The 26209-nt window shown below is 68.7% G+C and carries 21 protein-coding genes, 1 pseudogene and 1 riboswitch; of the genes and pseudogenes, 13 read left to right on the plus strand and 9 right to left on the minus strand.

Annotated elements, in window-relative coordinates; genetic code table 11:
- Positions 1 to 54: 54 nt before the first annotated feature.
- The 4 genes from ACWPXK_RS26485 to ACWPXK_RS26500 all read left to right on the plus strand — a co-directional run bounded on the left by ACWPXK_RS26485 (position 55) and on the right by ACWPXK_RS26500 (position 3007).
- The gene (locus ACWPXK_RS26485; protein WP_454198865.1) at positions 55 to 186 is read left to right on the plus strand and encodes a hypothetical protein; all 132 of its coding nucleotides are present in this window, start codon (positions 55 to 57) and stop codon (positions 184 to 186) included.
- A 51-nt stretch (positions 187 to 237) separates the two neighbouring features.
- Positions 238 to 783, plus strand: coding sequence for an HNH endonuclease (locus ACWPXK_RS26490; RefSeq protein WP_454198866.1), 546 nt, complete (start codon positions 238 to 240; stop codon positions 781 to 783).
- A gap of 28 nt (positions 784 to 811) precedes the next feature.
- The gene (locus ACWPXK_RS26495; protein WP_454198867.1) at positions 812 to 1084 is read left to right on the plus strand and encodes a WhiB family transcriptional regulator; all 273 of its coding nucleotides are present in this window, start codon (positions 812 to 814) and stop codon (positions 1082 to 1084) included.
- Positions 1085 to 1402: 318 nt separating this feature from the next.
- Entirely contained in the window at positions 1403 to 3007 is a 1605-nt protein-coding gene (locus tag ACWPXK_RS26500; RefSeq protein ID WP_454198868.1) for a VWA domain-containing protein, read from the plus strand.
- A 464-nt stretch (positions 3008 to 3471) separates the two neighbouring features.
- On the opposite strand, the gene gcvP is transcribed toward ACWPXK_RS26500, so the two are convergent.
- From gcvP to ACWPXK_RS26540, 8 genes are all read right to left on the minus strand, one after another.
- Positions 3472 to 6282, minus strand: coding sequence for an aminomethyl-transferring glycine dehydrogenase (gene gcvP / locus ACWPXK_RS26505; RefSeq protein WP_454198869.1), 2811 nt, complete (start codon positions 6280 to 6282; stop codon positions 3472 to 3474).
- A gap of 157 nt (positions 6283 to 6439) precedes the next feature.
- Positions 6440 to 6540, minus strand: a riboswitch (glycine riboswitch).
- Between the two features lie 219 nt (positions 6541 to 6759).
- On the minus strand, positions 6760 to 8115 hold the full coding sequence (locus tag ACWPXK_RS26510) for a M14 family zinc carboxypeptidase (protein ID WP_454198870.1): 1356 nt from the start codon (positions 8113 to 8115) through the stop codon (positions 6760 to 6762).
- A 133-nt stretch (positions 8116 to 8248) separates the two neighbouring features.
- On the minus strand, positions 8249 to 8806 hold the full coding sequence (locus tag ACWPXK_RS26515) for a MerR family transcriptional regulator (RefSeq protein WP_067479230.1): 558 nt from the start codon (positions 8804 to 8806) through the stop codon (positions 8249 to 8251).
- 184 nt (positions 8807 to 8990) lie between these two features.
- Entirely contained in the window at positions 8991 to 9464 is a 474-nt protein-coding gene (locus ACWPXK_RS26520; protein ID WP_040777944.1) for a bifunctional nuclease family protein, read from the minus strand.
- A gap of 159 nt (positions 9465 to 9623) precedes the next feature.
- Positions 9624 to 10427, minus strand: coding sequence for a transcriptional regulator FtsR (gene ftsR, locus ACWPXK_RS26525; protein WP_454198919.1), 804 nt, complete (start codon positions 10425 to 10427; stop codon positions 9624 to 9626).
- Positions 10428 to 10521: 94 nt separating this feature from the next.
- On the minus strand, positions 10522 to 11007 hold the full coding sequence (gene odhI, locus ACWPXK_RS26530) for an oxoglutarate dehydrogenase inhibitor Odhl (RefSeq protein WP_040777937.1): 486 nt from the start codon (positions 11005 to 11007) through the stop codon (positions 10522 to 10524).
- Between the two features lie 168 nt (positions 11008 to 11175).
- On the minus strand, positions 11176 to 11574 hold the full coding sequence (gene gcvH, locus ACWPXK_RS26535; protein WP_454198871.1) for a glycine cleavage system protein GcvH: 399 nt from the start codon (positions 11572 to 11574) through the stop codon (positions 11176 to 11178).
- A 42-nt stretch (positions 11575 to 11616) separates the two neighbouring features.
- A complete protein-coding gene (locus tag ACWPXK_RS26540; RefSeq protein WP_454198872.1) occupies positions 11617 to 12264 on the minus strand; it encodes a CDP-alcohol phosphatidyltransferase family protein in 648 nt (215 codons plus the stop codon).
- Between the two features lie 167 nt (positions 12265 to 12431).
- On the opposite strand from ACWPXK_RS26540, the gene ACWPXK_RS26545 reads away from it, so the two are divergent.
- The 4 genes and pseudogenes from ACWPXK_RS26545 to ACWPXK_RS26560 form a co-directional block, all read left to right on the plus strand.
- Positions 12432 to 14126 carry a GMC oxidoreductase gene (locus tag ACWPXK_RS26545; RefSeq protein ID WP_454198873.1) on the plus strand — a complete coding sequence of 565 codons (1695 nt, stop codon included), beginning with the start codon at positions 12432 to 12434 and terminating at the stop codon, positions 14124 to 14126.
- A gap of 49 nt (positions 14127 to 14175) precedes the next feature.
- Positions 14176 to 15573, plus strand: a complete 1398-nt coding sequence (locus ACWPXK_RS26550) for a DUF2252 domain-containing protein (protein WP_454198874.1) — start codon at positions 14176 to 14178, stop codon at positions 15571 to 15573.
- A 132-nt stretch (positions 15574 to 15705) separates the two neighbouring features.
- The gene (locus ACWPXK_RS26555) at positions 15706 to 16590 is read left to right on the plus strand and encodes a nuclease-related domain-containing protein (RefSeq protein ID WP_454198875.1); all 885 of its coding nucleotides are present in this window, start codon (positions 15706 to 15708) and stop codon (positions 16588 to 16590) included.
- A 364-nt stretch (positions 16591 to 16954) separates the two neighbouring features.
- Positions 16955 to 17236: pseudogene (locus ACWPXK_RS26560) on the plus strand (phosphatase PAP2 family protein); the annotation flags it as partial.
- Positions 17237 to 17312: 76 nt separating this feature from the next.
- On the opposite strand, the gene ACWPXK_RS26565 reads toward ACWPXK_RS26560, so the two are convergent.
- Positions 17313 to 19244 carry an acyl-CoA dehydrogenase family protein gene (locus ACWPXK_RS26565; protein WP_454198876.1) on the minus strand — a complete coding sequence of 644 codons (1932 nt, stop codon included), beginning with the start codon at positions 19242 to 19244 and terminating at the stop codon, positions 17313 to 17315.
- Between the two features lie 100 nt (positions 19245 to 19344).
- On the opposite strand from ACWPXK_RS26565, the gene ACWPXK_RS26570 reads away from it, so the two are divergent.
- From ACWPXK_RS26570 to ACWPXK_RS26590, 5 genes are all read left to right on the plus strand, one after another.
- A complete protein-coding gene (locus tag ACWPXK_RS26570; RefSeq protein WP_454198877.1) occupies positions 19345 to 19998 on the plus strand; it encodes a TetR family transcriptional regulator in 654 nt (217 codons plus the stop codon).
- Complete coding sequence (locus ACWPXK_RS26575) at positions 19998 to 20930, plus strand: ABC transporter ATP-binding protein (protein ID WP_454198878.1); 933 nt, start codon at positions 19998 to 20000, stop codon at positions 20928 to 20930. Before ACWPXK_RS26570 ends, ACWPXK_RS26575 begins: the two co-directional genes overlap by 1 nt.
- Positions 20927 to 22558: an ABC transporter permease gene (locus ACWPXK_RS26580; RefSeq protein ID WP_454198879.1), complete on the plus strand. Its 1632-nt coding sequence runs from the start codon at positions 20927 to 20929 to the stop codon at positions 22556 to 22558. The genes ACWPXK_RS26575 and ACWPXK_RS26580 overlap by 4 nt, the downstream gene beginning before the upstream one ends.
- Positions 22559 to 22712: 154 nt before the next feature.
- Entirely contained in the window at positions 22713 to 24611 is a 1899-nt protein-coding gene (locus tag ACWPXK_RS26585) for a vWA domain-containing protein (RefSeq protein ID WP_454198880.1), read from the plus strand.
- Between the two features lie 39 nt (positions 24612 to 24650).
- Positions 24651 to 25745, plus strand: coding sequence for a hypothetical protein (locus ACWPXK_RS26590; RefSeq protein WP_454198881.1), 1095 nt, complete (start codon positions 24651 to 24653; stop codon positions 25743 to 25745).
- Positions 25746 to 26209: the final 464 nt, after the last annotated feature.

Below are 26209 nucleotides of genomic sequence, written 5' to 3' on the forward strand. Positions count from 1 at the left end.
GACGATGACCACCGCATCGAAGGTGGTCGCTGAGCAGTGAGAGGAGGGGCGGCAGTGATTCCGGAGACGACCAAGCGAATGGATGTCGAGACGACGCGGTTGTCGACCGCGGGCGACGCGTTCGGCGAACCTACCCGTGCGCGGCACGGCGAACCGGACGACAGCCGCCTCCAGGCCATCGGCTGACCGCCGCATTCCTCTCCCTTCGCTCGATTCCCACGAAACATGGTGATTCCCATGACGTTCCGCCGTGCCGCCGATCCGGCGGCGGTGACCGCCGACAACTGGATACACACCGGAGTCCTCGTCCTGAACGCCTCCTACGAGGCGCTCGACGAGATCAAGGCCGACCGTGCCGTGGTGCTGCTCGTCGCGGGTGCCGCGGAGTCGATCGCCGACCGCGAGCCGCACTTCCCGATCCGGTCGCGGCACGTGGAACTCGCTCTGCCGCAGACGATTCGACTGCTGCGCTACGTCTACCTGACACACACCACGCTGGTCAACGACGAGAGCAAGGCCACCTTGGCGGGCGTGCTGCGCCGGGACAACCACCGTTGCGGCTACTGCGCGGGCTGGGCACGCACCGTGGACCACATCCGGCCGCGGTCCCGGGGCGGCCCGAACACCTGGAGCAACCTGGTGGCCTGCTGCGCTCCATGCAATACCACCAAGGCCGACCGCACCCCGGAGGAGGCGGGCATGCGTCTGCTCTGGGAACCGAAAGCACCCACCCACCGGGTCAGGCAGCAGCGGCGGATCTGGAAGCAGCTCGCCACCACCTGACCACGACCCGAGAAAGGAGAAGATCGCGATGACGCGCACCGCGACCACCGCCGTCACGGAATTGACCCTGGCCGACCTGCTCCCGCTCTCGGACTCCCGAGGGTGGCACCGGGCGGCCTGCCGTGGCGACCCCAACCACGAAGCCTGGTTCCCGTACCCGTCGCAGGACTTCGGCTACGCGCGAGAAGTCTGCGCCCGCTGCCCGATCCTGGCCGCGTGCGCTGAATTCGCCGCGCGCACCGGACAATCCGGCGTCTGGGGCGGGCGCGAGTTCGACCGCGGACGCGTGATTCGCCGATGAGGTTCCGCCGGCGCGCCCGTCGCGCGTGCCGGCGGACCGTCGATCTGTCACGCCACCAACTGTCGGGCAGACGTGCGGCGATGCGTCGAAGCCCCGTGGTCACCGATCCGGCCTTCTTCTTCGCCAGCGGAGCCGGCGGCGAGGCTGGACCGATCGGGCGGCACGCGACGGCTGAGGGGTCGCATCGGGCGCGCCGCATGCTCGGGCGGTGGGAACCTCGCCGAGTCCGCTCGGTGCGGGTGACCATACACTGACCGCGTGGGCTCTCATCGCAGCGGAACCAGATCCCGGGGCGTCAGCAAAGGTCCGGTTATCGCAGTGGTTGCCGTTGCGTTGCTGGCCGCGATCGTCGTCGGCTGGTTCCAGCTGCGCGATCGCGCGGCCGACCAGGACAGTGCGGCGGCAGCCGAGTGCGTGGAGGGGCCGGCGACGCTGCACGTGACCGCCGATCCGGGCATCGCGGAGCAGGTGCGGGCCATCGCGGACAGCTACAACGCGACCGCGCCGAAGGTGCGCGACCATTGCGCGCGGGTCGCGGTGACCGCGCAGCCGTCCTCGGCCGTCATCGCCGCGTTCACCAGCGGCAAGCCGTGGAATCAGGCGCTCGGTCCGCAGCCCGCGCTGTGGATCGCCGATTCGACCCGCTCGATCGAATCCATGCGGGTGCCCGGATTGATCGAGGGCACGCCCGTGCCGGTGGCCGCAAGCCCGATCGTCCTCGCGGTGCCGGAGGAACTGCGCGGCGCGCTGGAGCAGGCCGAGATCTCGTGGGCGGATCTACCCCGCCTGCAACAGGGGTCGCTGGGTGAGCTCGGCCTGTCCGGTTGGGGCGGCTTGCGCATGGCGGTGCCGTCCGGTGACGCCACGCTGGCCGCGGCCACCGCAGTCGGCTCCGCGGTGTCGGGCGCTGATCCGCTCACCGAGGATGCCGCGCGGTCCGGTCAAGTGGTCGCCGCGATCTCGGGGCTCGCCGTCGACGCCCCGCAAGTCACCGACACCACGGCCGCGCTGGCCGCGGTCGCTGCCCAGAACGGTCCGGTGCACGCGGTGGCGGCGACCGAACAGCAACTGAAGGCGCAGCCCGGGCTTGCGGCGTTCCGGCCCGCAGGGTCGGCGCCGACGGCCGACTACCCAGCCGCGCTGATGTCCGGATCCTGGGTGGACAAGACGCAGAATCTCATCGCCGGACGGTTCACCGACTACCTGCGCAACCCGGAGCAAGCACAGCTCTTCGTCGCGGCCGGTTTCGCCGGCACGCCGCAGACGCCGCACGCCGCACCGTCGCGCGCCGCGCTCGACAAAGTGCGCGCCACACTCGCGAACCCGGTTCTGGGCGTGCGGGCCACGGTCCTGGTCGACGTGTCGGCGTCGATGGGCACCACCGAGGGGACCAAGACGCGACTGGCGAACGTCGTCGCCGCCCTCAACTCCACGATGACGGTCATGCCGCCCGACTTCGGCCTCGGCGTCTGGGCGTTCGGCAAGAACCTCGACGGCACCGATCCGTACGAGGTGACGGCGGCCACCGCCGCGCTCTCCGACGACCAGCGCACGAAGATCACTACCGCGCTGAGCACCCTGCGTCCCAGCGAATCCCGCTCCGACGAGGCCTACCCCTCCCTGATCGCCGCGTACAAGAGCGCCGTCTCCGGTTACGCGCCGGGCCGCACCAATTCGGTGCTGCTGATCACCGACGGACCCGACGACGACTCCACCGTCACCGGCCCCCAGTTGGCCTCGAGCATCACCGCCGCGATCGACCCGGCCCACCCGGTCCGCATCGACGTGATCGTCCTCGGCGGCAGCGGCACCCAGACCCTCCAGGCGCTCGCGCAGCAGACCGGCGGCAGCTACACCCGCCTGGCCACCTCCAACGACCTCGGCTTCGGCTCCGCCGTCGTCAAGTCACTAACCACCCCATAGGCTCCCCCGCCTCTCCGCGTCTTTAGGCCGTACTAGTCAGGTGACGGGAAATTCGCGTTCAGGTCCTGCGTTGGGTGCCGCTCGGGTTTTGGGGGTACCCGGTGAGTTACCCATGTGCTTCCGAGATCAGTTGTCGCGTCCCGAACCTCGGGCGTTTGGGACGGCGTGCTCGTGTCAGGTGCGGCTGCGCGCTGTGACCTGACCAACTGTCGACGGCCGAAATCGCGGAGAGGCGGACAAGCGCACACCAAATTCCGGTCGCCATAGGCGCCATCGATCCGGCGCACCGGAGGCCACACCTTCGCCCTGGCATGCCCGATACCGCATCGCGGCCGGAATCGCGCACCCGCCCGTGCGCCCTTCGCGGCAACGTTCCCGAGGATCGAATCGCCCGTAGCGGCCGCTCTCGACGGGGAGTACGGCTGGGTGCCGCGACCTGAGCGGACTAGTGCGGTCTGTCGGACTCAGTCCGCGTAGGCCTCCAGGGGCGGGCATGAGCACACCAGGTTGCGGTCGCCATACGCACCGTCGATCCGGCGCACCGGAGGCCATACCTTCGCCCTGGCATGCCCGAGACCGCGTGGATAGACCGCGATCTCCCGGCTGTAGGGGTGCTCCCACTCTCCCACCAGCGACGCCGCGGTGTGCGGCGCGCCGCGCAGCGGGTTGTCGGTCACCGGCCACACGCCTGCGGCGACTTGGTCGATCTCCGCGCGGATGGCGATCATCGCCTCGATGAAGTCGTCCAGCTCGGCGAGGTTTTCGCTCTCGGTGGGCTCCACCATCAGCGTGCCCGCCACCGGGAAGCTCATGGTCGGCGCGTGAAATCCATAGTCCGCGAGACGTTTGGCCACATCGTCGACCGTGACGCCGGTCTGCTTGGTGATCTCGCGCAGGTCCAGGATGCACTCGTGCGCCACCATGCCGTGCTCACCGGTGTAGAGCACCGGGAAGTACTCGTCGAGCCGCCGCGCGATGTAGTTCGCCGACGCGATCGCCGACAACGTGGCCCTGCGCAGCCCGTCGGCGCCCATCATGCGGATATATGCCCAGGTGATCGGCAGGATCGACGCCGAGCCGTACTTCGCCGCCGACACGGCATGCGACCCCGCTTCCAGCGGATCGCCGGGCAGGTAGCGCGCCAGGTGCGCACGGACCGCGACCGGGCCGACACCGGGACCGCCGCCGCCGTGCGGGATGCAGAACGTCTTGTGCAGATTCAGGTGACTGACGTCGCCGCCGAAACGGCCGGGCCTGGCCAGACCCACCAAGGCATTGAGATTGGCGCCGTCGACGTAGACCTGGCCGCCCGCGTCGTGCACCAGCGCGCACAACTCGGCCACCTCGTGCTCGTACACGCCGTGCGTGGACGGGTAGGTGATCATGATGCAGGCCAGCCGGTCGGCGTGGTCGGCGATCTTGGCGCGCAGATCGTCCAAATCGACGTCCCCGTTGTCGCGGCACTTCACCACCTCGACGCGCAGCCCGGCCATGGCCGCCGACGCCGCGTTGGTGCCGTGCGCGCTGGACGGGATGAGACAGGTGTCGCGATGGGTGTCGCCGCGGTCGAGATGGTAGCGGCGGATGGCCAGCAGTCCGGCGTACTCGCCTTGACTGCCCGCGTTGGGCTGCAAGCTCACCGAGTCGTAGCCGGTGATGTCCGACAGCCAGCGTTCCAGGTCCGCGATCACCCGCAGCAGACCGGGTGCGTCCTCCACCGGAGCGTACGGGTGCACGCGGGCGAAGCCGGGCCAGGTGATGGCTTCCATCTCCGCGGTGGCGTTGAGCTTCATCGTGCAGGAGCCGAGCGGAATCATGCTGCGGTCCAGCGCGATGTCCTTGTCGGCCAGCGAGCGCAGATAGCGCAACATGGCCGTCTCGGTGTGGTACTTCGTGAACGCCGGATGGGTCAGGTACTCCGAAGTGCGATTCTCGATCGCGGCGACCGGTGCGGGCGCTCCCGGCTCGGACGACATCGCGGTACCGAAGGATTCGAGCACGGCCGCGACATGCGCGTCGGTGGTCGCCTCGTCGCAGGCGATGCCGACGTGGTCGGCGTCGACCAGGCGCAGGTTGATCCCGCGTGACTTCGCTTTCGCCACCACGGCTTCGGCACCGCCGGGCACGTGCGCGAGCACCGTGTCGAAGAAGCTGTCGTGCACCACGGCGCCGTCCAGCCCGCGCGCGATCGCCGCGGCGTGCCCGTGCACCCGGCGAGCGATGGCGCGCAGACCGTCGGCGCCGTGGTAGGCGGCGTACATCGCGGCCACGATGGCCAGCAGCACCTGCGCGGTACAGATGTTGGAAGTCGCCTTCTCCCGGCGAATGTGCTGCTCACGCGTCTGAAGCGCGAGCCGGTAGGCGAGGTCGCCGTCGGCGTCCACCGAGACGCCGACCAGGCGACCGGGCAGCTGGCGGGCCTGCGCCTGACGCACGGCGAGGTACCCGGCGTGTGGGCCGCCGAAGCCGAGCGGGACGCCGAAGCGCTGGGTGGTGCCGAAGCACACGTCGGCGCCCTGCTCACCCGGCGGCGTGATGAGCGTCATCGCCAGCAGGTCGGCCCCGATCGCGACGAGCGCGCCGCGATCGTGCGCCGCCGTGATGATGCCGGTCCAGTCCACGACGCGGCCGGAGGTCCCTGGTGTCTGCGCCAGCACACCGAAGAACTCGCCATCGGGCAGCACGCCGGTGGACAGGTCGGCTTCGACGATCTCCAGGCCCAGCGGCTCGGCCCGGGTGTAGAGCACCGTCCTGGTCTGCGGGAACAGATCGGTGTCGATCAGTAGCCGTCCGGATTTTGCTCTGCCCGCGCGACGCAGCAGCGTCATCGCCTCAGCGGCGGCGGTCGCCTCGTCCAGCATGGAGGCGTTCGCGACGTCCATGCCGGTCAGCTCCGACACCATGGTCTGGAAGTTGAGCAGCGCCTCGAGTCTGCCCTGGCTGATCTCGGGCTGGTACGGGGTGTAGGCGGTGTACCAGGCCGGATTCTCCAGCAGGTTGCGCACCAGCACCGGCGGGGTGAGCGTGTCGTAGTACCCGAGGCCGATCATCGACGTGGCGACGGTGTTGCTCTGCGCGAGTTCCGCGAGTTCGGCGAGCACCTCGTGCTCGCTGGCCGCCGGGGGCAGTCCGGTCAGGCCGTCACCGTCCAGGATGCTGGCGGGCAGTGCCCTGGCCGCCAGCTCGTCGAGCGACGGCACGCCGACGACCTCCAGGATCCGGGCTAGTTCCTCCCGGTCGGGTCCGATATGGCGGTCGGCGAATGAGCGAGTCACAACAGCTCCCAAGGTCGGGTCGGGTCGACCGCGCGGTCGACGGGTACCGGCCCTCCCCCTCTGTCGTGGCGCCTGAGAGATTCGGGTGCCGCGACCGGTGGCCGAGACCCTTTCCCCATGGGCGGGCGGCTCGAAGCCACCGCTTTCCAGAGGCGCCGAAGCCCGCACGGTCCCTGTTGCCTGAGAGATTGACGGGGAGGTGCTGCTCCTTCGGCGCCCGGACTCGCTTCGAGACCGGGACTCTCCCGCACGGCGGCGACGCACCGTCAGTCTAAGCTGCCCGCCTCTCCGCGTCTTCAGGCTGTCCCGCCTCTCCGGGACTTCAGGCCGTACTAGTCGGGTGACGTGGGATTTGCGTTCAGGTCCTGCGTGGAGTGCCGCTCGGGTTCTGGGCGTTCCCGATGAGTTACCCATGTACTCCCGAGATCAGCTGTCGCGTTCCTCGGGGGCGAGCCACACCGGCAAATCGCCAGGCCATCAGATCGGCAGGCCGTCACGCAGTCTGGTCGCCGCGAGCAGGATCGATTCCGACTGGATCCGCACCAGGCGCTCCAGGGGCACCGCGACGCCCGGCGCGTTCTGCTCGACGTCGGCGCACCACTGGTCGAACACCGCGGCGAACCGGGCGCGTTCGGCGGCCAGCGCGGGCGTGGCGTCGCGGCGGTATTCGTCGTCGAGCAGCCGCAGCAGCATGCCGCCCAGCCGCAGGCGCAGCATCGCGGTCCAGTCGTACTGCTCGACGAAGATCTCGCCCCTGGTCGCGATCCGATTCCGTTCCGGCACAGCCTGTTTGCTCACCGCGAGACCCGGCAGTCCGGCGACCAACGCGCGCACCGACCGCTCGAACGGGCTGCGGCCGCTCAATCGGCCGGTCACTCGCGCGAGCACGTCGGCGGCGATCTCGGCCATGGCCCGGTAGTCGGCCGCGGTGGCGTCCAGCAGGTCGCCGAGCACACGGTCGCCCGCGGATCCGTCGCCGATTCGCTCGTCGACCCAGAGTGGCAACTCGCAGACCAGAATCGCCGTGCCGTAGCGCGCCGTGTAGTCCCGGCAGCCACCCCCGCCCAGCGCGGCGACCGCGTCGAGGCCCTTCGCCGCGAGCAAGTCGGCCATCGCGCCGAACAGTGGCAGCTCGAAGACCCCTGGCGCCAGCGTGCGAGCGCCCGGCGCGTCCGGTCCGCGGAGGTAGATCGGGACCTCCGCCGCCGAGAGCCGATCGGTGAGCGCCGACCAGTACTCGGCATCGCCGCCGGAGGTGTAGAAGAACCCGCCGCCGAACTCGGCGTTGTGCAGCGACGCGATCAGCGCGGGCCGGGTGCGGTCGATCAGCGCCATCATGGCCTTCGTCTCCGGCAGCGGGACGCCGACGGACCGGCCGCGCCACACGGTCGGAAAGCACCATTCCGGCTGCTCGGCCGCGGGCGGGCGGTAGAAGCCGCGCGCCACGCCCGTCCTGGTGTGCGGGCCCGCGAACCACCCTTCGTTCAGCCGGGTTCCGTCCGGGTCGACACAGAGCACGAAATGCCAGGTGGCGCCCAAGGTCGCGGCGTCGTCGGTGACCATCCTGCCGAGCAGATGGCGGATCGTGGCCATGCCGATGGGCTCGTTCGGGTGCGGGTTGCCCAGCACCAGGATGTGCCGTGCCCCGGATCCGACCCGTACCTCACGAATCGGATCACCGCCGCGCGATCGACCGAGTTCGGTGATCGACACCCGCTCCGGATGATCGGCGGCAAGCAGGTCGGCGAATCCGTTCAGCTCATCGACGGTCGGGAACGCGCTGATGCGGCCGATCGTCCCGACCAACTCGGTGATGTCATCGGCTGCCCGCACAGCGCCCCCCTCCTCGCTGCCGCGGCGGCCCTTTCCTCTGCCGCGACCGCACTACCCCGCACCACGGCCGGGAGGCTGCGCGCCTGACCCGGCTGTGGGAGCGCTGTCGATCGTCCTGTCTCGAGCGCGGAGTCTAACCCGTCTTGCGGTTCATCCGCGCCTTGCGGCGGAACGACAACTCGTCTTCGGGTCGTTCGGTGACCGTCGACGCCCGTTCCGCGGGGAAATTCGCGATGGCGCCGGTTAGTTCACGCATCGCGCCGCTGACGGCGATGCCGAAGACGCCCTGCCCGCCCTGCAGTAAATCGACGACCTCCTCGGCCGAGGTGCACTCGTAGACCGAGGTGCCGTCGGAGAAGAGGGTGATTCCCGCCAGGTCCTGCACGCCGCGGCTGCGCAGATGATCGACCGCGATGCGGATGTTCTGCAACGAGATGCCCGCGTCGAGCAGCCGCTTGACGATCTTGAGGACCAGGATGTCCTTGAACGAGTACAGCCGCTGGCTCCCCGAACCCGCCGCGCTTCGGATGGAGGGCACCACCAGACCGGTGCGCGCCCAGTAGTCGAGCTGCCGGTAGGTGATCCCGGCCACCTGGCAGGCACTGGGGACGCGATAGCCGACCAGGTCGTCAGGTACCGAGTCGTCCGGGAACAGGCCTGGCTGTACCACATCCTGCGATTGCTCTGCCACTGACCACTCCCTTGCTTCGCCGACGCATTCCCAGCCTCATCGATGACCCGGCTCCGTCGACCGAACCGGTGCGGATTCGGCCGAAACGGACGTGGCCCAACTGTCGAGATTACTCCCCCCGATTGTCCAGGGAGCGGCGTCGTCGAGCCAAACGCGACGCGCGGTAAAACTCTCGACCTCTACTTCAGCTGTCGGTCGCCTTGAAGTCGTCCGGAGACACCGACTCCAGGAACTCCTTGAACTTCTCCACCTCGTCCTCGCGCTCGTCCGGCATGACCAGGCCGGCCTCCTCGAGGACGGACTCTTCAGCGTAGATCGGGCAACCCACCCGCAAGGCGATCGCAACCGAATCCGACGGCCGCGCCGAGATCCGCAGATCGTTCTCGAAGACCAGATCCGCGTAGAAGGTGCCCTCTTGCAGGTCCACGATCCTGACCTCCTTGAGGGTGTGCCCCAACTCGGTGATCAGGACCTTGATCAGATCGTGCGTCAGCGGGCGTATCGGGGTCACCCCCTCTTGTTCGAGCACGATCGCGGTCGCTTCGGCCTGCCCGATCCAGATCGGCAGGTACCGGTCGCCCGCCACCTCGCGGAGCAACAGCACGGGCTGGTTCTGTGGCTGCTCGACACGGATGCCGATCACGCGCATTTCGCTCATCGCACTGCCTCCCATACTCGCCGCCGGCCCGGCATGACCGCTGCAGAGCTAGCCGTACCACGAGTCTAGGCGAACCCGCACCGGTCCAGCGATCGGTCTACACAGCCGAAATCAGCGTGTTGGGTCGGCGAAACCCGCCGAACCCGAGCCGCGGAGGGGTCAACCCCCCAGCGAACTCCGGACCGAGGACTTCACCAGACAGGTGTGCAATGTCAGCGACAGCGCGGCGAGTTCGCGCACCGTCTCCTCCGCGCGGGCGCGGGCATCCGCGTCGCGGCTCTTCGCGATCGGGGCGGCGATCTGCGCCACGAGCGCGGCCTCCCGATCGGCCGCGAGCTTGAACGCCCGCAAATGGCGCGCCTCCAAACCGAATTCGGCCATCGCCCTGGCCGTCTTGGCCAACGTCACCGCGTCGGCGTCGAAGTATCCCGCCGGGCCCGGCGTGATCAGGTTGGCCCGGATGAGGTCGGCCAGGAAATGGTCATCGATCCCGGCCTGGTCGAGCAGATCCGCCCGGGTGACCCGGATTTCGTGATCGAAACGTAGGTCGTCCGGGGAGATCTCGTTCGGCACGACACCCAGCCGCCGGGGCGCCGGGGCCGGGCGCCCGCCGCGGTCGGAACCCCGCGTGGACTGCTCGCCATCCGGCGAGACGTGCCCGGACTCCGTCACCCCGGTCGGCACGGAGTGCGCTCGGGCGCGGGCTTCCCGCACGCCGAGCGTCGCCGCACCACTGTCGATTGCCTCGAGCTGTTCCTTGATCACCTTCAACGGCAGATACTGGTCGCGTTGCGCGGTCAGTACGAACCGGAGCCGTTCGACATCCGCGACGGAGAATCTGCGGTAGCCCGAAGGCGTCCGCTCCGGCCGGATCAGGCCCTCCGCTTCCAGGAAGCGGATCTTGGAGATGGTGACGTCGGGAAAGTCGGGGCGCAGCAGGTCGAGCACGGAGCCGATCGACATCCCTCCGCGTGCCCACTGCGCCGCACCGGTCACCGCGCCAGGTCCTTCATGACCCCGAGCCTTTCCAGAGGTGTGAGACCCAGCGTCGGCGCTGTCATAGACTCCCCGCACCCGCCGACGAGTCGGTCACCTGGGCGCGCGGTCCGGTGAGGAATACCAGCCGGAACTTGCCGATCTGCACCTCGTCGCCGTTCTGCAACTCCGAGGAGTCCACCGGCTCCCGATTCACGTACGTTCCGTTCAGGCTGCCCACATCGACGACCTGGAAGGAATCGTCGTCCTGACGGAACTCGGCGTGCCGACGACTGACGGTGACGTCATCGAGAAAGATGTCACTGTCGGGGTGGCGACCCGCCGACGTGGTCGGCTGATCCAGCAGGAACCGCGAGCCCGCGTTCGGGCCACGCTTGACGACCAGGAGAGCCGCTCCGACCGGCAGACCCTCGACCCCTTGGACCGGCTGCTCGCCGGTCACCTCTCCGGCGCGCGACGCGTCGACCTCGTTCAGGAAATCCGCGCGGAAGACCGACGTCGTCTCGGCCGCGGTCTCCCCGTAACCCGGGTCTTTGTTCTCGCTCACCGTTTCTCTCCTCCTCGAACCTGATTATCCATGCAAGCAGGTGATACCTCTGGCACCACGACCTGCCGTCGAGTCCCTAGATCCCCGGCACAGCCGCCGGGTGCATCTGTTGGCATTGACCGTACCCTGCCGGGCCGCACCCGTGCAGGTAGAACTGGGAAGGCTGCTTCAGCCCCCGATAACTCCTTGATAACCTGCGGCATCCAGCAGTTCACCGAGCGTCACGTCGAGGCTCGCGGCATCGCTCACCTCCAGTTCGAACAGCCACCCCTCACCGTAGGGATCGGTGTTCAACGTCTCCGGCGCCGAGCTGAGTTTGTCGTTCACCGCAACGATTTTCGCGCTCAACGGCGCGTAGATGTCGGACACGCTCTTGGTCGACTCCACCTCCGCGATGCTGTCCGCGGCGGCCACGTCCGCGTCCGTCTCGGGCAGCTGCACGAACACAACGTCACCGAGTTGAGACTGGGCGTAGTCGGTGATGCCCACCCGAACCCGGGTCGGGGCGATCCGGCGAACCCACTCGTGCTCCTCGGTGTAGCGCAGATCCTCGGGGGTCTGGGTCACATGCCGTCCTTTCTTTTGAACGTTGCACGCAAACTCTATCGGCTAAGCGGTCCGGTGCCCCACAGCCGGTATCGCTCTTGCGACGGCGATGGCTTTGCCGGTATAGAGCACGCCGGTCCACAGGTAGACCGCCGTACCCCAGATGAGTAATGCCCCGCCGAAGGCCCGCCCGAAACCGGCGGCCGCCCAGTCCATCTGCCCGGCCAGCAGCCACGGCAGCGCGGACATCAGCGCGAAGGTGGCCGCCTTGCCCAGATAGATCACCTCGGGCGGGGGCAGGTCACGGCGCTTGTACACCGACAGCGTCGCGGTGAGCAGGAGGTCGCGCCCGACCAGCAGCGCCGCCACCCACCAGGGCAGCAGGCCGCGGATCACGAAGGCCGCCAGCGTGGTCACCAGAAACAGCCGGTCGACGAACGGATCCAGCAGCGCGCCCAGCCGGGAGGACTGGTCCAGCAGCCGCGCGAGCTTGCCGTCCAGGAAGTCGGTGACACCGCTGGCGACCAGGAGCGCGAACGCCCAGCCATCGGCCCGCTCGATCAGCAGCAACCACAGGAACAGCGGAACGCCGAGCAGGCGCAGCACGCTCAGCACGTTCGGCACGGTCAGGATGCGGTCGGCGAACACGCCTTGCCCCGCCCCGGCGGTGGCGCGTCCCTCCGGTTCCGCGGTACCCGATTCGGTTGTCACGACCCCGTGCATACCCCACCGACCCCTACCCTGGCCATCTCCACGCGCCGATTTTTCGGATATCCGCGCGGCCGGTCGCGTGCGACGATGTTTTCCGCCACAACTCGGTCGTGACAGAATGAGTAGAAAAATTTCTCACCGTATAGTCCGGTGAGCGAGAGGAAGCAATGTCCGCATTCGACTACGACGTGGTAGTGATCGGTTCCGGCTTCGGTGGCAGCGTGAGCGCCCTGCGGCTCACCGAGAAGGGCTACCGGGTCGGCGTTCTCGAGGCCGGTCGCCGGTGGAACCCGGAGGACATCCCGCGCACCAATTGGAATGTGCGCAAATCGATCTGGGCGCCGCGCCTCGGCCTCACCGGCCCGCAGCGGATCAGCCTGCTCGGCAAGTGCGCCGTGTTCTCCGGCGCCGGCGTCGGCGGCGGTTCGCTGATCTACGGCAACACGCTCTACGAACCGCTGCCGAACTTCTACACCGACCGGCAGTGGGCGCATATCACCGATTGGCGCGCGGAGCTGGCGCCGTACTACGACCAGGCCAAGCGCATGCTCGGCGTCGCTCCCAATCCCCGCACCACCCCGGCCGACGAGGTGCTCGAGGAGATAGCCGGGGACCTCGGCGTCGCCGACACCTTCCACCCGACCGACGTCGGCGTGTTCTTCAACGAGAGCGATCCGGGCGCGGAGGTCGACGACCCCTACTTCGGCGGCGCCGGCCCGCGCCGCAACGGTTGCGTGCACTGTGCGCGCTGCTTCACCGGCTGCCCGCACAACGCCAAGAACACGACCACCACCAACTATCTCTACCTGGCCGAACAGGCGGGCGCGCAGGTGCATCCGCTGACCACCGCCACCGCCGTCCGCCCGCTGCCCGGCGGCGGCTACGCGGTCGACACCGAGCGGTCCGGCCGCTGGATCCGCAAGCAGCGCAGGACCGTCACCGCCGAGCAGGTGGTGTTCGCCGGCGCCGCCCTCGGCACCCAGAAGCTGCTGCACAAGTTGCGCGACGACGGGGTGCTGCCGCACCTCTCGCCCCGGCTCGGCGAGCTGACCCGCAGCAACTCCGAGGCGATCCTCAACGTGGTCAGCCGCACCCGCCGCGATTTCGCCGAGGGCATCGCGATCACCTCCTCGATCCATCCGGAGGCGGACACCCACGTCGAGGTGTGCCACTACGGCAAAGGGCAGAACGCGCTGTTCCCGATGTCGGTGCCGATCGTGGACGGCGGCGCGTTCCGTTTCCTGCGCTTCCTGCTGGCCATACTGCTGCACCCGCTGGTCTTCCTGCGCAGCCTCAACGCACGGCACGCGTCGGAGAAGTCGGTGATCCTGCTGATCATGCAGTCGCTGGACAACTCGCTGACCTCGTTCCGCAGCCGCGGTCTGCTGCGCACCAGGCAGGGCACCGGCGAGCCGAATCCGACCTGGATCCCGCTGGCGCACGAGATCGGCCGCCGGTTCGGTGCGAAGATCGACGGGGATACCCACGGCCTGATCATGGACGTGTTCAACATTCCGGCCACCGCCCACTACATCGGCGGATGCGTCATCGGCGACAGTCCGCGGACCGGCGTGATCGATCCCTACCAGCGGGTCTACGGACATCCAGGCCTGCACGTGGCGGACGGCTCCGCGGTGACCGCCAACCTCGGCGTGAACCCGTCGCTGACCATCACCGCGCAGGCCGAGCGGGCGATGGCGTTCTGGCCGAACCGCGGCGAACCCGACACCCGGCCGGAGCTGGGCGCGGCCTACCAGCGCATCGCGCCGGTGCCGCCCGCGCGTCCCGCGGTGCCCGCGGCGGCTCCCGGCGCGCTGCGGCTGCCGATCGAGCCGGTGCCGCCGTCGGTCACGGCACACTGAGGCCGGCCCCGCACCAGCGCGCGGCCCGCACCGGCTAGCGTGATCCGTTGTGTCAGACAGTGGTATCGACCTGCGCTCCTTCATCCCCGCGGAGGAGGTCCGGGCCGAGGGGCGCGCGCTGCGTCAGCGGGTTCCGGTCACCGAACGGGACCGGGAGGCGACCGGCGCGCGACGCCCGGACGTGCTCGCCTTCATCGAGGCGAGCAACGCGGGGCGGCTGCCGCACCTGATACCGCTGCGCATCGGGCGGATGATCGCCTCACCGTTCACTTTCTACCGTGGCGCGGCGGGCTTGATGGCGGCCGATCTGGCCGGGAGCCCGGACAGTGGTCTGCGCGCCCAGCTGTGCGGCGACGCGCATGCGGCCAACTTCGGCCTGTACGGCACGGCGCGTGGCGACATCATCATGGACATCAATGATTTCGACGAGACCGTGCTGGGGCCGTGGGAATGGGACCTGGAGCGGCTCGCGGCCAGCCTGGTGCTTGCCGGACGCGAATCCGGTGCCGATGCCGACGACTGCCGGGCCGCGGCGCGTGACGCCGCCGGCTCCTACCGCCGCACCGTCGACGCGCTGGCCGCGATGCCGTTCATGGCGTCCTGGAGCGCGCTTCCGGACGAATCGGTGATCACCAGCGCCAAGGCCGACGACCTGCTCGACGACTTCAAGAAGGCGGCGAAGAAGGCGCGCAAGAACACCAGCGCCAAGGTGGTGGCCAAGTGGACCGAGCACCTCGAGGACCACCAGACCGGTATCCGCAAGCACCGATTCATCAGTGACCCCCCGATTCTCACCGGGGTGGACGCGCACGTCGCCGAGGCGGTGACCGACGGCCTGGAGCGCTACGCGGAAAGCCTGCCCGAGTCACGGCGTAATCTGCTGGCCCGATTCGCGGTCTCCGACATCGCGTTCCGGATCGTCGGCACCGGCAGCGTCGGCATGCACACCTACCTCGCGCTGCTACACGGCAACGATGGTGAGGCGTTGGTATTGCAAGTGAAGCAGGCCAATCCCTCGGCGCTGGCCCCGTTCCTGCCCACCCGCGCGGTGCGGCACGAGGGCGAGCGAATCGTGCAGGGCACCAGGCTGGTTCAGTCCGAATCCGACATTCTGCTGGGCTGGACCACACTCGACCCGACCGGGGACGGTGTCGAATTGCCGTTCATAGTGCGGCAATTCCGTAATTTGAAGGGCAGCATCGATCCCGCCGAACTGCCCGCGGACGACCTCGACGACTACGGAAGACTGGCGGGCGCGCTGCTGGCGAGGGCTCATTCGCGCTCGCTGGATCCACGCCTGCTGTCGGGATATCTGGACGGCGACGAGCGTTTCGACGACGCGGTGGCCGCTTTCGCGGTGCGGTACGCCGATCGGACCGAGGCGGATCACGCCGAACTGGTCGATGCGGTCCGAGCGGGCCGCGTCGCGGCCGAAGAGCCGGAGTAGCGGCAAGCGCTCCGGCCGCGGAAACCGTTCAACACGCCGAGTGTTGGCGTGGGCGCGGCGAACTCGGTTCGGTACCTCGTATTCTGTCCCCTGTCGGGTCGACGTGAAGGGCGGTCGCCAATGCTCGTGCGAGTGCAGAACGCCGCAGGCACCAATGCCGAGCGCGCGCTCATCGATTGGCTGCGCACCTGGAAGGACCCGGAAAGTCCGCATGGTGTCGCGACGATCACCTGCAGCCTGTTCCACAAGGATCGGCTGCATCCGTTCGATGCGGTGATCTGGACGCCGACCAGCTGCGTGATCATCGAGGTCGACGCGCTCGTGGCCAGGCAGGACGGTGTGCTGGAGGTCCCGCTGAACGGACCGTGGACGATCAACGGCGAGCCCGCGGCGATGGAGAGCCGCGACCGCCGCACGCCGCTGGAGAAGTCGCGGGAGCACACCTTCGCGTTGCAGGAGTGGCTGGCCGCCCGCGGTCTCGGGCAGCGCGTCGTGCACGGCGTCGCGCTGGTGGTCCCGCTGCCCGGCGCCCAGCTGCGGCTCGAGCAGGCCTGGGGCGACCCGAGTTTCGACGTGATCATCGGCGACGACCCGTCCCGGCTGCGGCACTATTTCGACGCGCTCGCCGCGGAGGAGAAATTCCTCTGGACCGCCAACGACGTCGCCGTCGCGTTCCGCGGTCTTGGCATCCTGCCCTATCTGCCCGCCCCGCAGGACCTGCTCGCCGAAGGCTTCCTCGGTCCGATCGACATCACGCTGTGGCACGGCGGCCCCAACCAGGCGCAGGCGGAGGCGTACGCCGAGGAACTCGCGCAGTTGGAACGGGACGCGTCGGCCTCCGCCTTCGTCGTCCGGGCGCCCTGGTACAGCCCGTGGAAGCTGTATCCGCGGGAGCCGGGCGATCTCGATTTCGGTCGCGCGGTGATGCGCACCGTCCTGGCGATCGGCATGGTCGTCGTTTTCGTGTGGGTCCTGTGGTTCGTCGTCACCGCGATCACGACCTACGGACCTGGCTGAGCGGTCGAAGGGCGCACCGCTGCGGTTCGGCAGCTGGTGCGGGTCGTTGGCTCGCTATCGTCGACCGGTGCTCGCAGTCAGGCAGACCGGTCGAGGAAAGAACGCTCCCGTAGTAACCCTCCGTGCCGGTGTCGCCGCCACGGGCGCGGCCGCCACCGCTGCGGTTCCTGCGACTCTTCCCTCCGACGGAGGACCCTCGGCATTCGATCGCGCGATCGCCGATCCCATCCACGCGGCACTCGACGCGCGACCAGGTATCTACGAAGCGCTCGTCGTCCCGAGCAATGGGTACGTCCTGCTTCCGCTGCTGGTCTTGGCTTGCGTCTGGTTCGCTCGCCGTGGCGATCTACGACGTGCAGCGACAATGCTCGTCGTGCCGGAGCTGGCCGTTGCGATCAATACCTGGCTGCTGAAACCACTATGGGGGCGACAGTGGCATGACTATCTCGCCTACCCGAGTGGGCACACGGTCCATTTGGTCGCGATCGCGGCCACCTTCGTGCTGCTGGCGGAGCTGGCGCATGCGCGGCGCGTGGTCTGCGCGGTGGCGAGCGTGGCGATGCCGGCGGCGGCAGTGGGGATGATCGGCCTCGGCTATCACCATCCGACCGATATTCTCGGCGGCGTCGCGGCGGCGATCACGATGGTGATATCGCTGTGCTGGGCTGCCGAATTAGTCGGCCGCGGCAAGACCCGAGGACAGGTTCCGTCCGGCCGCGCCATTAGGCCCGCTCGTACACGCTCGCGTCGTCGAGCATGGCCGCGCGCAGCATCGACTCGGGGACGCCCATGGCCTCGACCAGGGTCAGCGCGTGCGGGCGCAGCCGGTCGACCAGTTCGTTCACACCGCGGCGCACCGCCTTCGCCCGCTCCACCGACATGAACCGGTGCATGATGAACCAGGCCTGGCTCTCCTCGATGGTGGAGTAAACGTACAGATCGCACATCGATCCCGCGAGTTCGCGCGCGTCCGGATCGTCGATGCCCGCGATGCCCTCGATGAACGCCTCCAGCACCAAGCGGTCGATGTGCGCCGAGCCAGCGGCCAGGATGTGGTCCTGGGCGTTGTTGAACGCCTCGAACGGGCGGGTGTCCTGGGCCCGGGCGCGCAGCCGGTGCGCCGCGGTCCGAACCAGGTAGTCCTCGCGGTCGGCGAACAGCTGCAGCTGCACCGCCCGGCGCGACAGGTCACCGTCGTCGACGGACTCGCCACTGCGGTCTCGGAGGGTCTGGATCAGCTGGCGCACACCCGATCGTTTGCGCACCACGTCACCGGCCATGGTGGCGGCGAAACGCACCCACCCCAAGGCGTCCAGGTCGCGCACCTCGTCGGCGTAGGCGGTGAGCAATTCCTTGGCCACCAACTGGGTGAGCACGACGTTGTCACCCTCGAAGGTGGTGAACACGTCGGTGTCGGCTTTCAGCGTGACCAGCCGGTTCTCCGTCAGATAGCCCGCGCCGCCGCATGCTTCGCGGCATTCCTGGATGGCACGGGTGGCGTGCCTGGTCTGCGCGACCTTCAGGCCCGCGGCGCGCTTCTCCAGCGCGCGCTGCGCGCCCGGTTCCAGATCCTGACCGGTTTGCACCAGGTGCATCCGGCGCACCAGATCGTTTTGCGCGAACGCGAGCGCGTACGACTTCGCGAGCAGCGGCAGCAGCCGGCGCTGATGGCTGCGGTAGTCCAGCAACACGGTCTCCACCCCGGTGTCGGGGTCGGCGAACTGGCGGCGCTTCAGCGCGTAGCGCACCGCGATGCTCAGCGCGACCCGCGCACCGGCCGACGCGGCGCCGCCGACGCTGACCCGGCCGCGCACCAGCGTGCCGAGCGTGGTGAAGAACCTGCGGCTGGGGTTATCGATCTCGGAGCTGTAGGTGCCGTCCGGTGCGACGTCGGCGTAGCGGTTGAGCAGGTTCTCCCGCGGCACCCGCACGTGATCGAACACGATGCGCCCGTTGTCCACGCCCGGCAGACCGCCCTTGAGGCCGTCGTCGAAGGTGGTCACGCCGGGCAGGTCGGCGCCGTTCTCGTCCCGGATCGGCACCAGCAGGCAGTGCACGCCCTGGTTCGCGCCGTTGGTGATCAGCTGCGCGAAAACCGCTGCCATCCTGGCATGTTCGGCCGCGCCGCCGATGTAGTCCTTACGCGCCGACGGCGTCGGCGAGTGCACCACGAACTCCTGGGTCCGCGGATCGTAGGTCGCCGTGGTCTCCAGGTTCGCGACGTCGCTGCCGTGCCCGGATTCGGTCATGGCGAAGCACCCGAGCAGATCCAGCGAGATCAACTGCTTGATGTACTCCCGGTGCCGTTCGGTGCCGAGATTCTCCACCGCGCCGCCGAACAGTCCCCATTGCACCCCTGATTTCACCCACAGCGACAGATCCGCGTAGGCCAGCATCTCCAGCCCGACCACCGCCGCACCCGGCTCGCCGGTTCCGCCGTGCTCCCGGCGGAACCCTCGCTCGGCCAATCCCATCGTGGCGATGGCCCGCATCTGGTCGAGCACCCGCGCCCGCGCGGCCTTGTAGTCCAGATAGGGGTCCGCGGTGAACTCATCGCCCGCCAGCAGGATTCGAGCTTCTTCCCGGACCGCCGCCCAGGGGCCGTCCAGTGCCGCGCGTAGGTGATCCGCCGTGGTCGTCGTGCCGGTCGTCATGACTCGACGATAGCCCCGCACGCGGGGCCCAAACGGTTGACGCGACAAGTCCACACGGGCTCTTGCTAGACATTGAACATGCGTTTAATATACTGAACATGTGTTTAACCGACAGCCCGTTCCGCAAGGATCCACCGCGGATCTGACCACCGCGGCCCGCATTCGCGATACCGCGATCGAGGTATTCGGCGAACACGGATTCCAGGTCGGAGTCCGCAAGATCGCCGCCGCCGCCGGTGTCTCCCCCGGGTTGGTCAACCATCACTTCGGTTCCAAGGACGGCCTGCGCGCAGCCTGCGACGACCGGGTGCTGCAGCTGATCCGTGACGAGAAGATCAAGGCGATCACCGCGTCATCGGTCGCGTCGGGCATGCTCAATGCCCTCGCCGAGATCGAGTCGTACGCGCCGCTGGTGGCCTACATGGTGCGCAGCCTCCAGGCGGGGGGACCGATGGCGGAATCGCTGTTCGATCACATGGCCGCCGACGCCGAGGTATATCTCGAGAAGGGCGTCGAGACCGGCACGATCAAACCGAGCCGCGACCCCGCCGCGCGGGCCAGATACCTCATGATGCTGAACGTCGGCGCGACCCTGCTCTACATGCAGATGCGCCAGAACCGCGGCGAGAAGATCGACTACCGCAAAGCGATTCGGGAACTCACCGAAGAACTCACTCCTCCGGCTCTGGAGTTCTACACCCAGGGCCTGCTCACCGATCCCACGATCTTGGACACATTCACCAAGGAGAACTGATGTCCGACATCATCGAGGTCCGCGACCTCCGCAAGACCTTCGGCCATGTCACCGCATTGGACGGGCTGAACCTCACGGTCACCGAGGGCGAGATCCACGGCTTCCTCGGCCCCAACGGCGCGGGCAAGTCCACCACCATCCGGGTGTTGCTGGGCATCCTACGGGCGACGGGCGGGCGCGCTCGGCTCTTCGGCCGCGACCCGTGGGCCGACGCGGTCGCCTTGCACCACGAATTGGCGTACGTCCCAGGCGATGTCACGCTGTGGCCGTCACTGTCCGGCGGTGAGACGATCGACCTGCTGGCCAGAATGCGCGGCGGCATCAACGAGAAGCGGCGTGCCGAACTCATCGAGCGCTTCGACCTCGACCCCCGCAAGAAGGCGCGCACCTACTCCAAGGGCAACCGCCAGAAAGTCGCCCTGATCTCCGCGCTGGCCTCCGACGTCCGGCTGCTGCTGCTCGACGAGCCGACCTCGGGCCTGGACCCGCTGATGGAGCAGGTCTTCCGGGAGTGCGTGCACGAGGCGCAGGAGCGCGGCACAACCGTCCTGCTATCCAGTCACATCCTGTCCGAGGTCGAAGTGCTGTGCGACCGGGTGACCATCATCCGGGCGGGACGCACGGTGGAGAGCGGGTCGCTGTCCGAGCTCCGCCATCTCTCGCGGACGTCGATCACCGCCGAATTGCTCGGCGACCCAGGCGATCTGAGCCGCATCCCGGGTGTGGAGGACATCGAGCTCGACGGCGCCACGCTGCGCTGCCAAGTCGAGGGCGAGCACCTCGGAGAGCTGATCCGGGTGCTGGGCGACACCGGCGTTCGCAGTCTCACCAGCGCGCCACCGACGCTGGAAGAGCTGTTCCTGCGGCATTACCACGTCGACGGCGACACCGCCGAGTCCGCCACGACCACCGGAGAGAAGGTGCGAGCATGACCACCGCCATCGCCGACCGCGCCGCCGCGGCACCGGCATTCGGCGGCGGAGAATTCGCGGGAACCGCCAGGCTGCTGCGACTGTATCTGCGACGGGACCGGGTGGTACTGCCACTATGGACGCTGCTGATCGGCCTGATGCCCGCGTTCCAGGTGGTCAGCGTCAAGGATCTGTACAGCACCCAGGCCGATCTGGACAACTTCGCGAAGACTACGGCCGACAGCCCGGCGCTCATCGCCATGTACGGCCCGGTGTTCAGCTCCGAGCTCGGCTCGATCGGCACCTGGAAAGCAGGCGCCATGTACAGCATGATCGCGATCGCCACGGTGCTCACGGTCATCCGGCACACCAGGGTCGAGGAGGAGACCGGACGCGCGGAACTGGTGGGCGCCACCAGCATCGGCCGCTTCGCCGGCCTCACCGCCACCCTCATCATGACCTACGCCGGCGCGCTGCTCGCCGGGATCGCCTGTGCCCTGTCGCTGTACGGCGCCGACCTGCCCGGTGCGGGGTCGGTGGCCTTCGGTGCCGCGCTGGCGGCGTCGGGCATCCTGTGGGGCTCCATCGCCGCGGTGGCCGCCCAGGTGAGCGCGGGGGCACGGGTGGCGCGCGGCGTCGCGTTCGGAGCGCTCGGTGCCGCGTTCGCCCTGCGGGCGGTCGGCGACGCCGGAAACGGTGTGCTGTCCTGGTTCTCGCCGATCGGGTGGTGCCTGCAGATCCGCCCGTACGCCGAGGAACGCTGGTGGGTGCTGATCCCGCTCGGCGCCGTCGCGGTGCTCGCTACCGCGGCAGCGTACGTGTTGCTCGGCAACCGCGACACCGGCTCGGGACTGATCGCGGAACGTCCGGGACCGTCGACGGCGAGCGCCGGCCTCGCCGGTCCACTCGGGCTGGCCTGGCGGCTGCAGCGCGGCACCCTCGTGGCGTGGACGGTCGGCTTCGCGCTGTACGGCCTGCTGATCGGCGGCGCGGTGAACAGCGTCGGTGACATGCTCGACGGCAGCGCGGCCGTCCGCGACATGGTCACCCGGATGGGCGGTTCGCAGGAGTTGCAGGAGTCGTTCATCACCTACGCGATCACGATGCTGGCCGCGGCCGCGGCGGCCTACTCGATTTCGGCGGCGCTGCGGCTGCACGACGAGGAGTCCAGCACCCGAGTCGAGTCCACGCTGTCCGGTGCGGTCGGCCGCGCCCGCTACGCGCTGAGCCACATCGGTTTCGCGCTGCTCGGTCCCGCGGCGGCACTGCTGATCTCCGGTGCGGCGATCGGCATCGTCTACGGCGCCTCCGACGGCGACCTCGGCGCGCGGCTGCCGCAGTCGATCGGCGCCGCGGCCGTGCAGCTGCCCGCGGTCTGGGTGGTCACCGGCATCGCGGTGGCCCTGTACGGTGTCGTGCCGCGGTTCGCGCCGGTCGCCTGGGCCGTGCTCAGCGCCATGGTGGTGATCTTCTTCGTCGGTTCGCTGGACGGACTGCCGCAGTGGATGGTCGATCTGGTGCCGTTCGTCCATCCGCCGAAATTGCCCGGCGCGCAGTTCCAGGCGGAGCCGGTGCTGTGGCTGCTCGGGATCGCCGCGGCTCTGCTCGCCGTCGGCATCGCCGCGTTCCGCAGGCGCGACCTGCACTGATCCACATCACCCCGTGGCCCGCGCGAACGTCCTCGCGCGGGCCACTTCCCGTGGTGGGGCAGTTCGGATCGCTGCGCGGAGTGTTTGCCCAATACGGTGTGCGGGAACGATGTACCGCGTGCCATGCGATATGGCGAACACATTGACGAGGACCATGCCGAGATTCACCAAGTTCACCGCCGTGCTCGCCACCCTTCTCATCGGTGCGGCACTTGCCGCCCCCGGCGCATCGGCGCAGCCCGGCCGCGCCGAACAGCCGCCGCAATACGCGCCGACCATGCTGATCCTGGACGCGTCCGGGTCCATGCAACGACCGGATCCGGCGGGCACCATGATGGACGCCGCCAAGAGCGCGGTCCGCTCGTTCGTCGAGGCCGCGCCCGCCGAGTCGAAGGTCGGTCTCGTGACCTACGGCACGAGCACCGGGAACACCGAGGCGGAGAAGGCCGCCGGATGCCGGGACGTCCGGCTGCTGCGGCCCGCCGACGCACTCGACAAGGCGGCGCTGACCACCGCCGTCGACGGCATCCAGGCCCGCGGCTGGACCCCCATGGGCACCGCCCTGCGCCAGGCGGCCGACGCCCTGCCCGGCTCCGGCCCGCGCTCGGTCGTGCTGGTCTCCGATGGCGATGACACCTGCGCCCCGCCGGACCCGTGCGAGGTCGCGCGTGAGGTAAAGCAGCGCGGCATCGATCTGGTGATGCACGCGATCGGCTTCGCGGTCGACGCGAAGGCACGTGCCCAGCTGACCTGCATGGCGCAGGCCACCGGCGGCACCTACACCGACGCGGCCGACGGCCGCGCGCTGGAACGTGTCCTGCCGCGAGTGAGTGCCGCGGCCCTGCGCAACTACCGCGCCGCGGGAACGCCCATCACCGGCACCGGCAGCCATGAGACCGCGCCGGTCGCCTCCCCCGGCCAGTATCTCGACACCATCGGCCAGAAGGAGACTCGGTATTGGGCGGTGGACGTGCCCGCGGGGGCGACCGCCTATTTCAGTGGCACGGTGTCGTTTCCGCGCGTCCCGGACGTCGGGCCGACCGATGACCTCAACACCCTCCAACTGCGCGTGTACGGCGCGGACGGTCAGGACTGCCACGTCTTCGAATCCGAGCTGACCACCAAATCCAGTGACGGCGAGGCACTTACCGTCGCCAAGGCCTTCGACGGCGCGACAAAGGAGCGCACCGGCAGCGCCAGCGGCGACAAATGCCGCGGCGGCGGCCGCTACTCCTTCGCCCTGACCTGGGACAAAGTCTCCTCCGGCGTCCCGGAGCGACTGCCGATCGAACTGCTGGTCGGCATCGAGCCCCCGGCGGCCGATCCGGGCAAAGCCCCCACGACGACCCCCACGGCTTTCGCCGAGCCGACCGGTTCCGGCACCCCTGTGACCGGCGGCGGATCGTTCAATGTTGCCGCGCCGCTCGCCGGTAGCGGCCGCTACACCGACACCCTGCGGCAAGGCGAGTTCGTGTTCTACCGCGTCCGGCTGGACTGGGGCCAGGGTTTGGCCTACCGCGTGCATTTCGGCGGTAACGGCGGACGCGGCCTGGACAACCTCTCCAATATCCGCACCGTGCTCTACAGCCCGATCCGCAAGGAGATCGGCTTCGACACCGGCGCCTACACCGGAACCGACACGGTGCTGCCGAGCAAGGACGCGGCGGCGACGGTCCCGATCCGCTACGCCAACCGCACCGCCGACGACATCAAGGCCCGCAGGCAATCGGTGCCGGGCTGGTACTACATCGCGGTGAAGGTCGGCTCGACCTTCGAAGAGGGCAACGCGGCGCCGGTGCCGATCCAGCTGGATCTGACCGTCACCGGCGCGCAGGAACCGGGACCGACATACTCCTCCGGCGTCGCCGACGGCGTCTTCGGGGAGAAGGCGTCCGCACAGCGCGTCGCGCACCAGACGGACGCCGTGGCCGCCGCCGACGACGCGGAAACCGGGTCGCGGAGTCGATGGCTGCTGGTCGCGGGCCTCGGCGCCGCAGCCGTCGTCGTGGTCGGCATCATCGTGGGCCTGCTCGTGCTGCGCAGACGCGGCTAGGTGCACCCGGCCATTTTCACTGAACCTGCAGACCCACAGATGGCCGCCTACCTCGAGCAATTCCTCGTCGACCACGCTGCTCGGGACGGGTGGAGCAAGGCCGCGTTCAAGACGACCCTGCTTGGACTGAGGATCGTGCTCAGCCTGCAAGACACTCCCGGTGCGCCATTGCGGGCAACCGAGATCCTGCAATTGCACCAAATCAAGCTGACCACGCTGCGCCTGCTGGAGATCTGCCAGGCCGCCGGCGTCCTCGATGACGACCGGACCCCGGCGTTTCAAGACTGGTTCGCCGACATGATCGCCGAACTACCCGAGCCGATGCACACCGAAATCTGCCGCTGGCGCACCATCATGATCGAAGGCAGCCCCACTCCGCCACGCCGCCGCCCGCGGTCGGAAGCGACTGTGCGTCTGTACCTGCGTTGGTGCATGCCCGCTCTCCGACACTGGGCGGCCGCCGGACACCTGTCCCTGCGCGAAATCACCCATGACGACGTCATCGCCGTCCTACCCGAATCCGGCAACCCTCGAGCCGCGATGGGCCAAGGACTGCGATGCCTGTTCCGAGTACTGAAAGCTCAGCGGATCGTCTTCATCAATCCGCTGAGAGAACTCAGCACCGGCACGCATTCACGTCGCCACCCGATACCTCTGCCCGCAGTCGTCATCCGAGACGGCCTGAACTCATCCGACCCAGTCACAGCTGCAGCAGTCGCGCTGACCGCGTTCCACGCCCTGCGGTCCGGCGATCTGCGCACCATTCGGCTTACCGACATCCATTCGGGTCGACTTCATCTCGACACTCGCGTCATCCCCCTCGCCGGGCCGGTTCGCGTCCGGATCCAGGCGTGGTTGTCCGAACGCGCACGGCGCTGGCCCAATTCGTTCAACCCATACTTGTTCATCAGCAAGCGCACGGCCATCCGCACTGAACCCGTCGGGGTGGAATGGATCACGCAACGACTCGGCCTGACCGCCCAAGCCATCCGCGAAGATCGAATTCTCGACGAACTCCACGCCACCGGCGGCGACATTCGACGTATCTGCGACCTGTTCGGACTCAGCATCGCTGGAGCATCCCGATACCGCTCCGCGCTCGAGCATCCGGACCTCACACGCCACAACCCGTGATCGAGACACCGGGTACACCCAAACGACGCGATGGTGGGACTGCTATCAGCAGCGAGTGGAAATTCCCCACCGGCGGCCACTTGGTGGGGAGCTATCTGGCCGTCAAAGCAAATCGACAGTAAAAGTGCACCGCGAGCGGGCGACGGTATGCGGCTACAGTGCGATGGCATGAGTGGGCCCGCCGCGTGGTTGGATCCTGCGGCGGCGGGCCGACTGTGGGGCTGGGGCACGGGCCAGCTCCTCGACGCCATGGCGGGGCCCGGCTCTAGCGGCCGCGGCCGTTGGGTCGTGTCTCCCGATGTTTCGAGCCATTCGACGACGCGGGCCAGGACGAATCCGGCTCGGTGGGTGGTGGCGAGTTCGTGGTATCGCCGCCGCCGTGGCCGCGCCGGGTCGGGTCGGGTCGGTCGGCCACCACTTCGCAGTGTCGCTGGCAATGATCCGACCAACGTCATGACCGAAAT

The sequence above is a fragment of the Nocardia sp. Marseille-Q1738 genome (assembly GCF_965283145.1).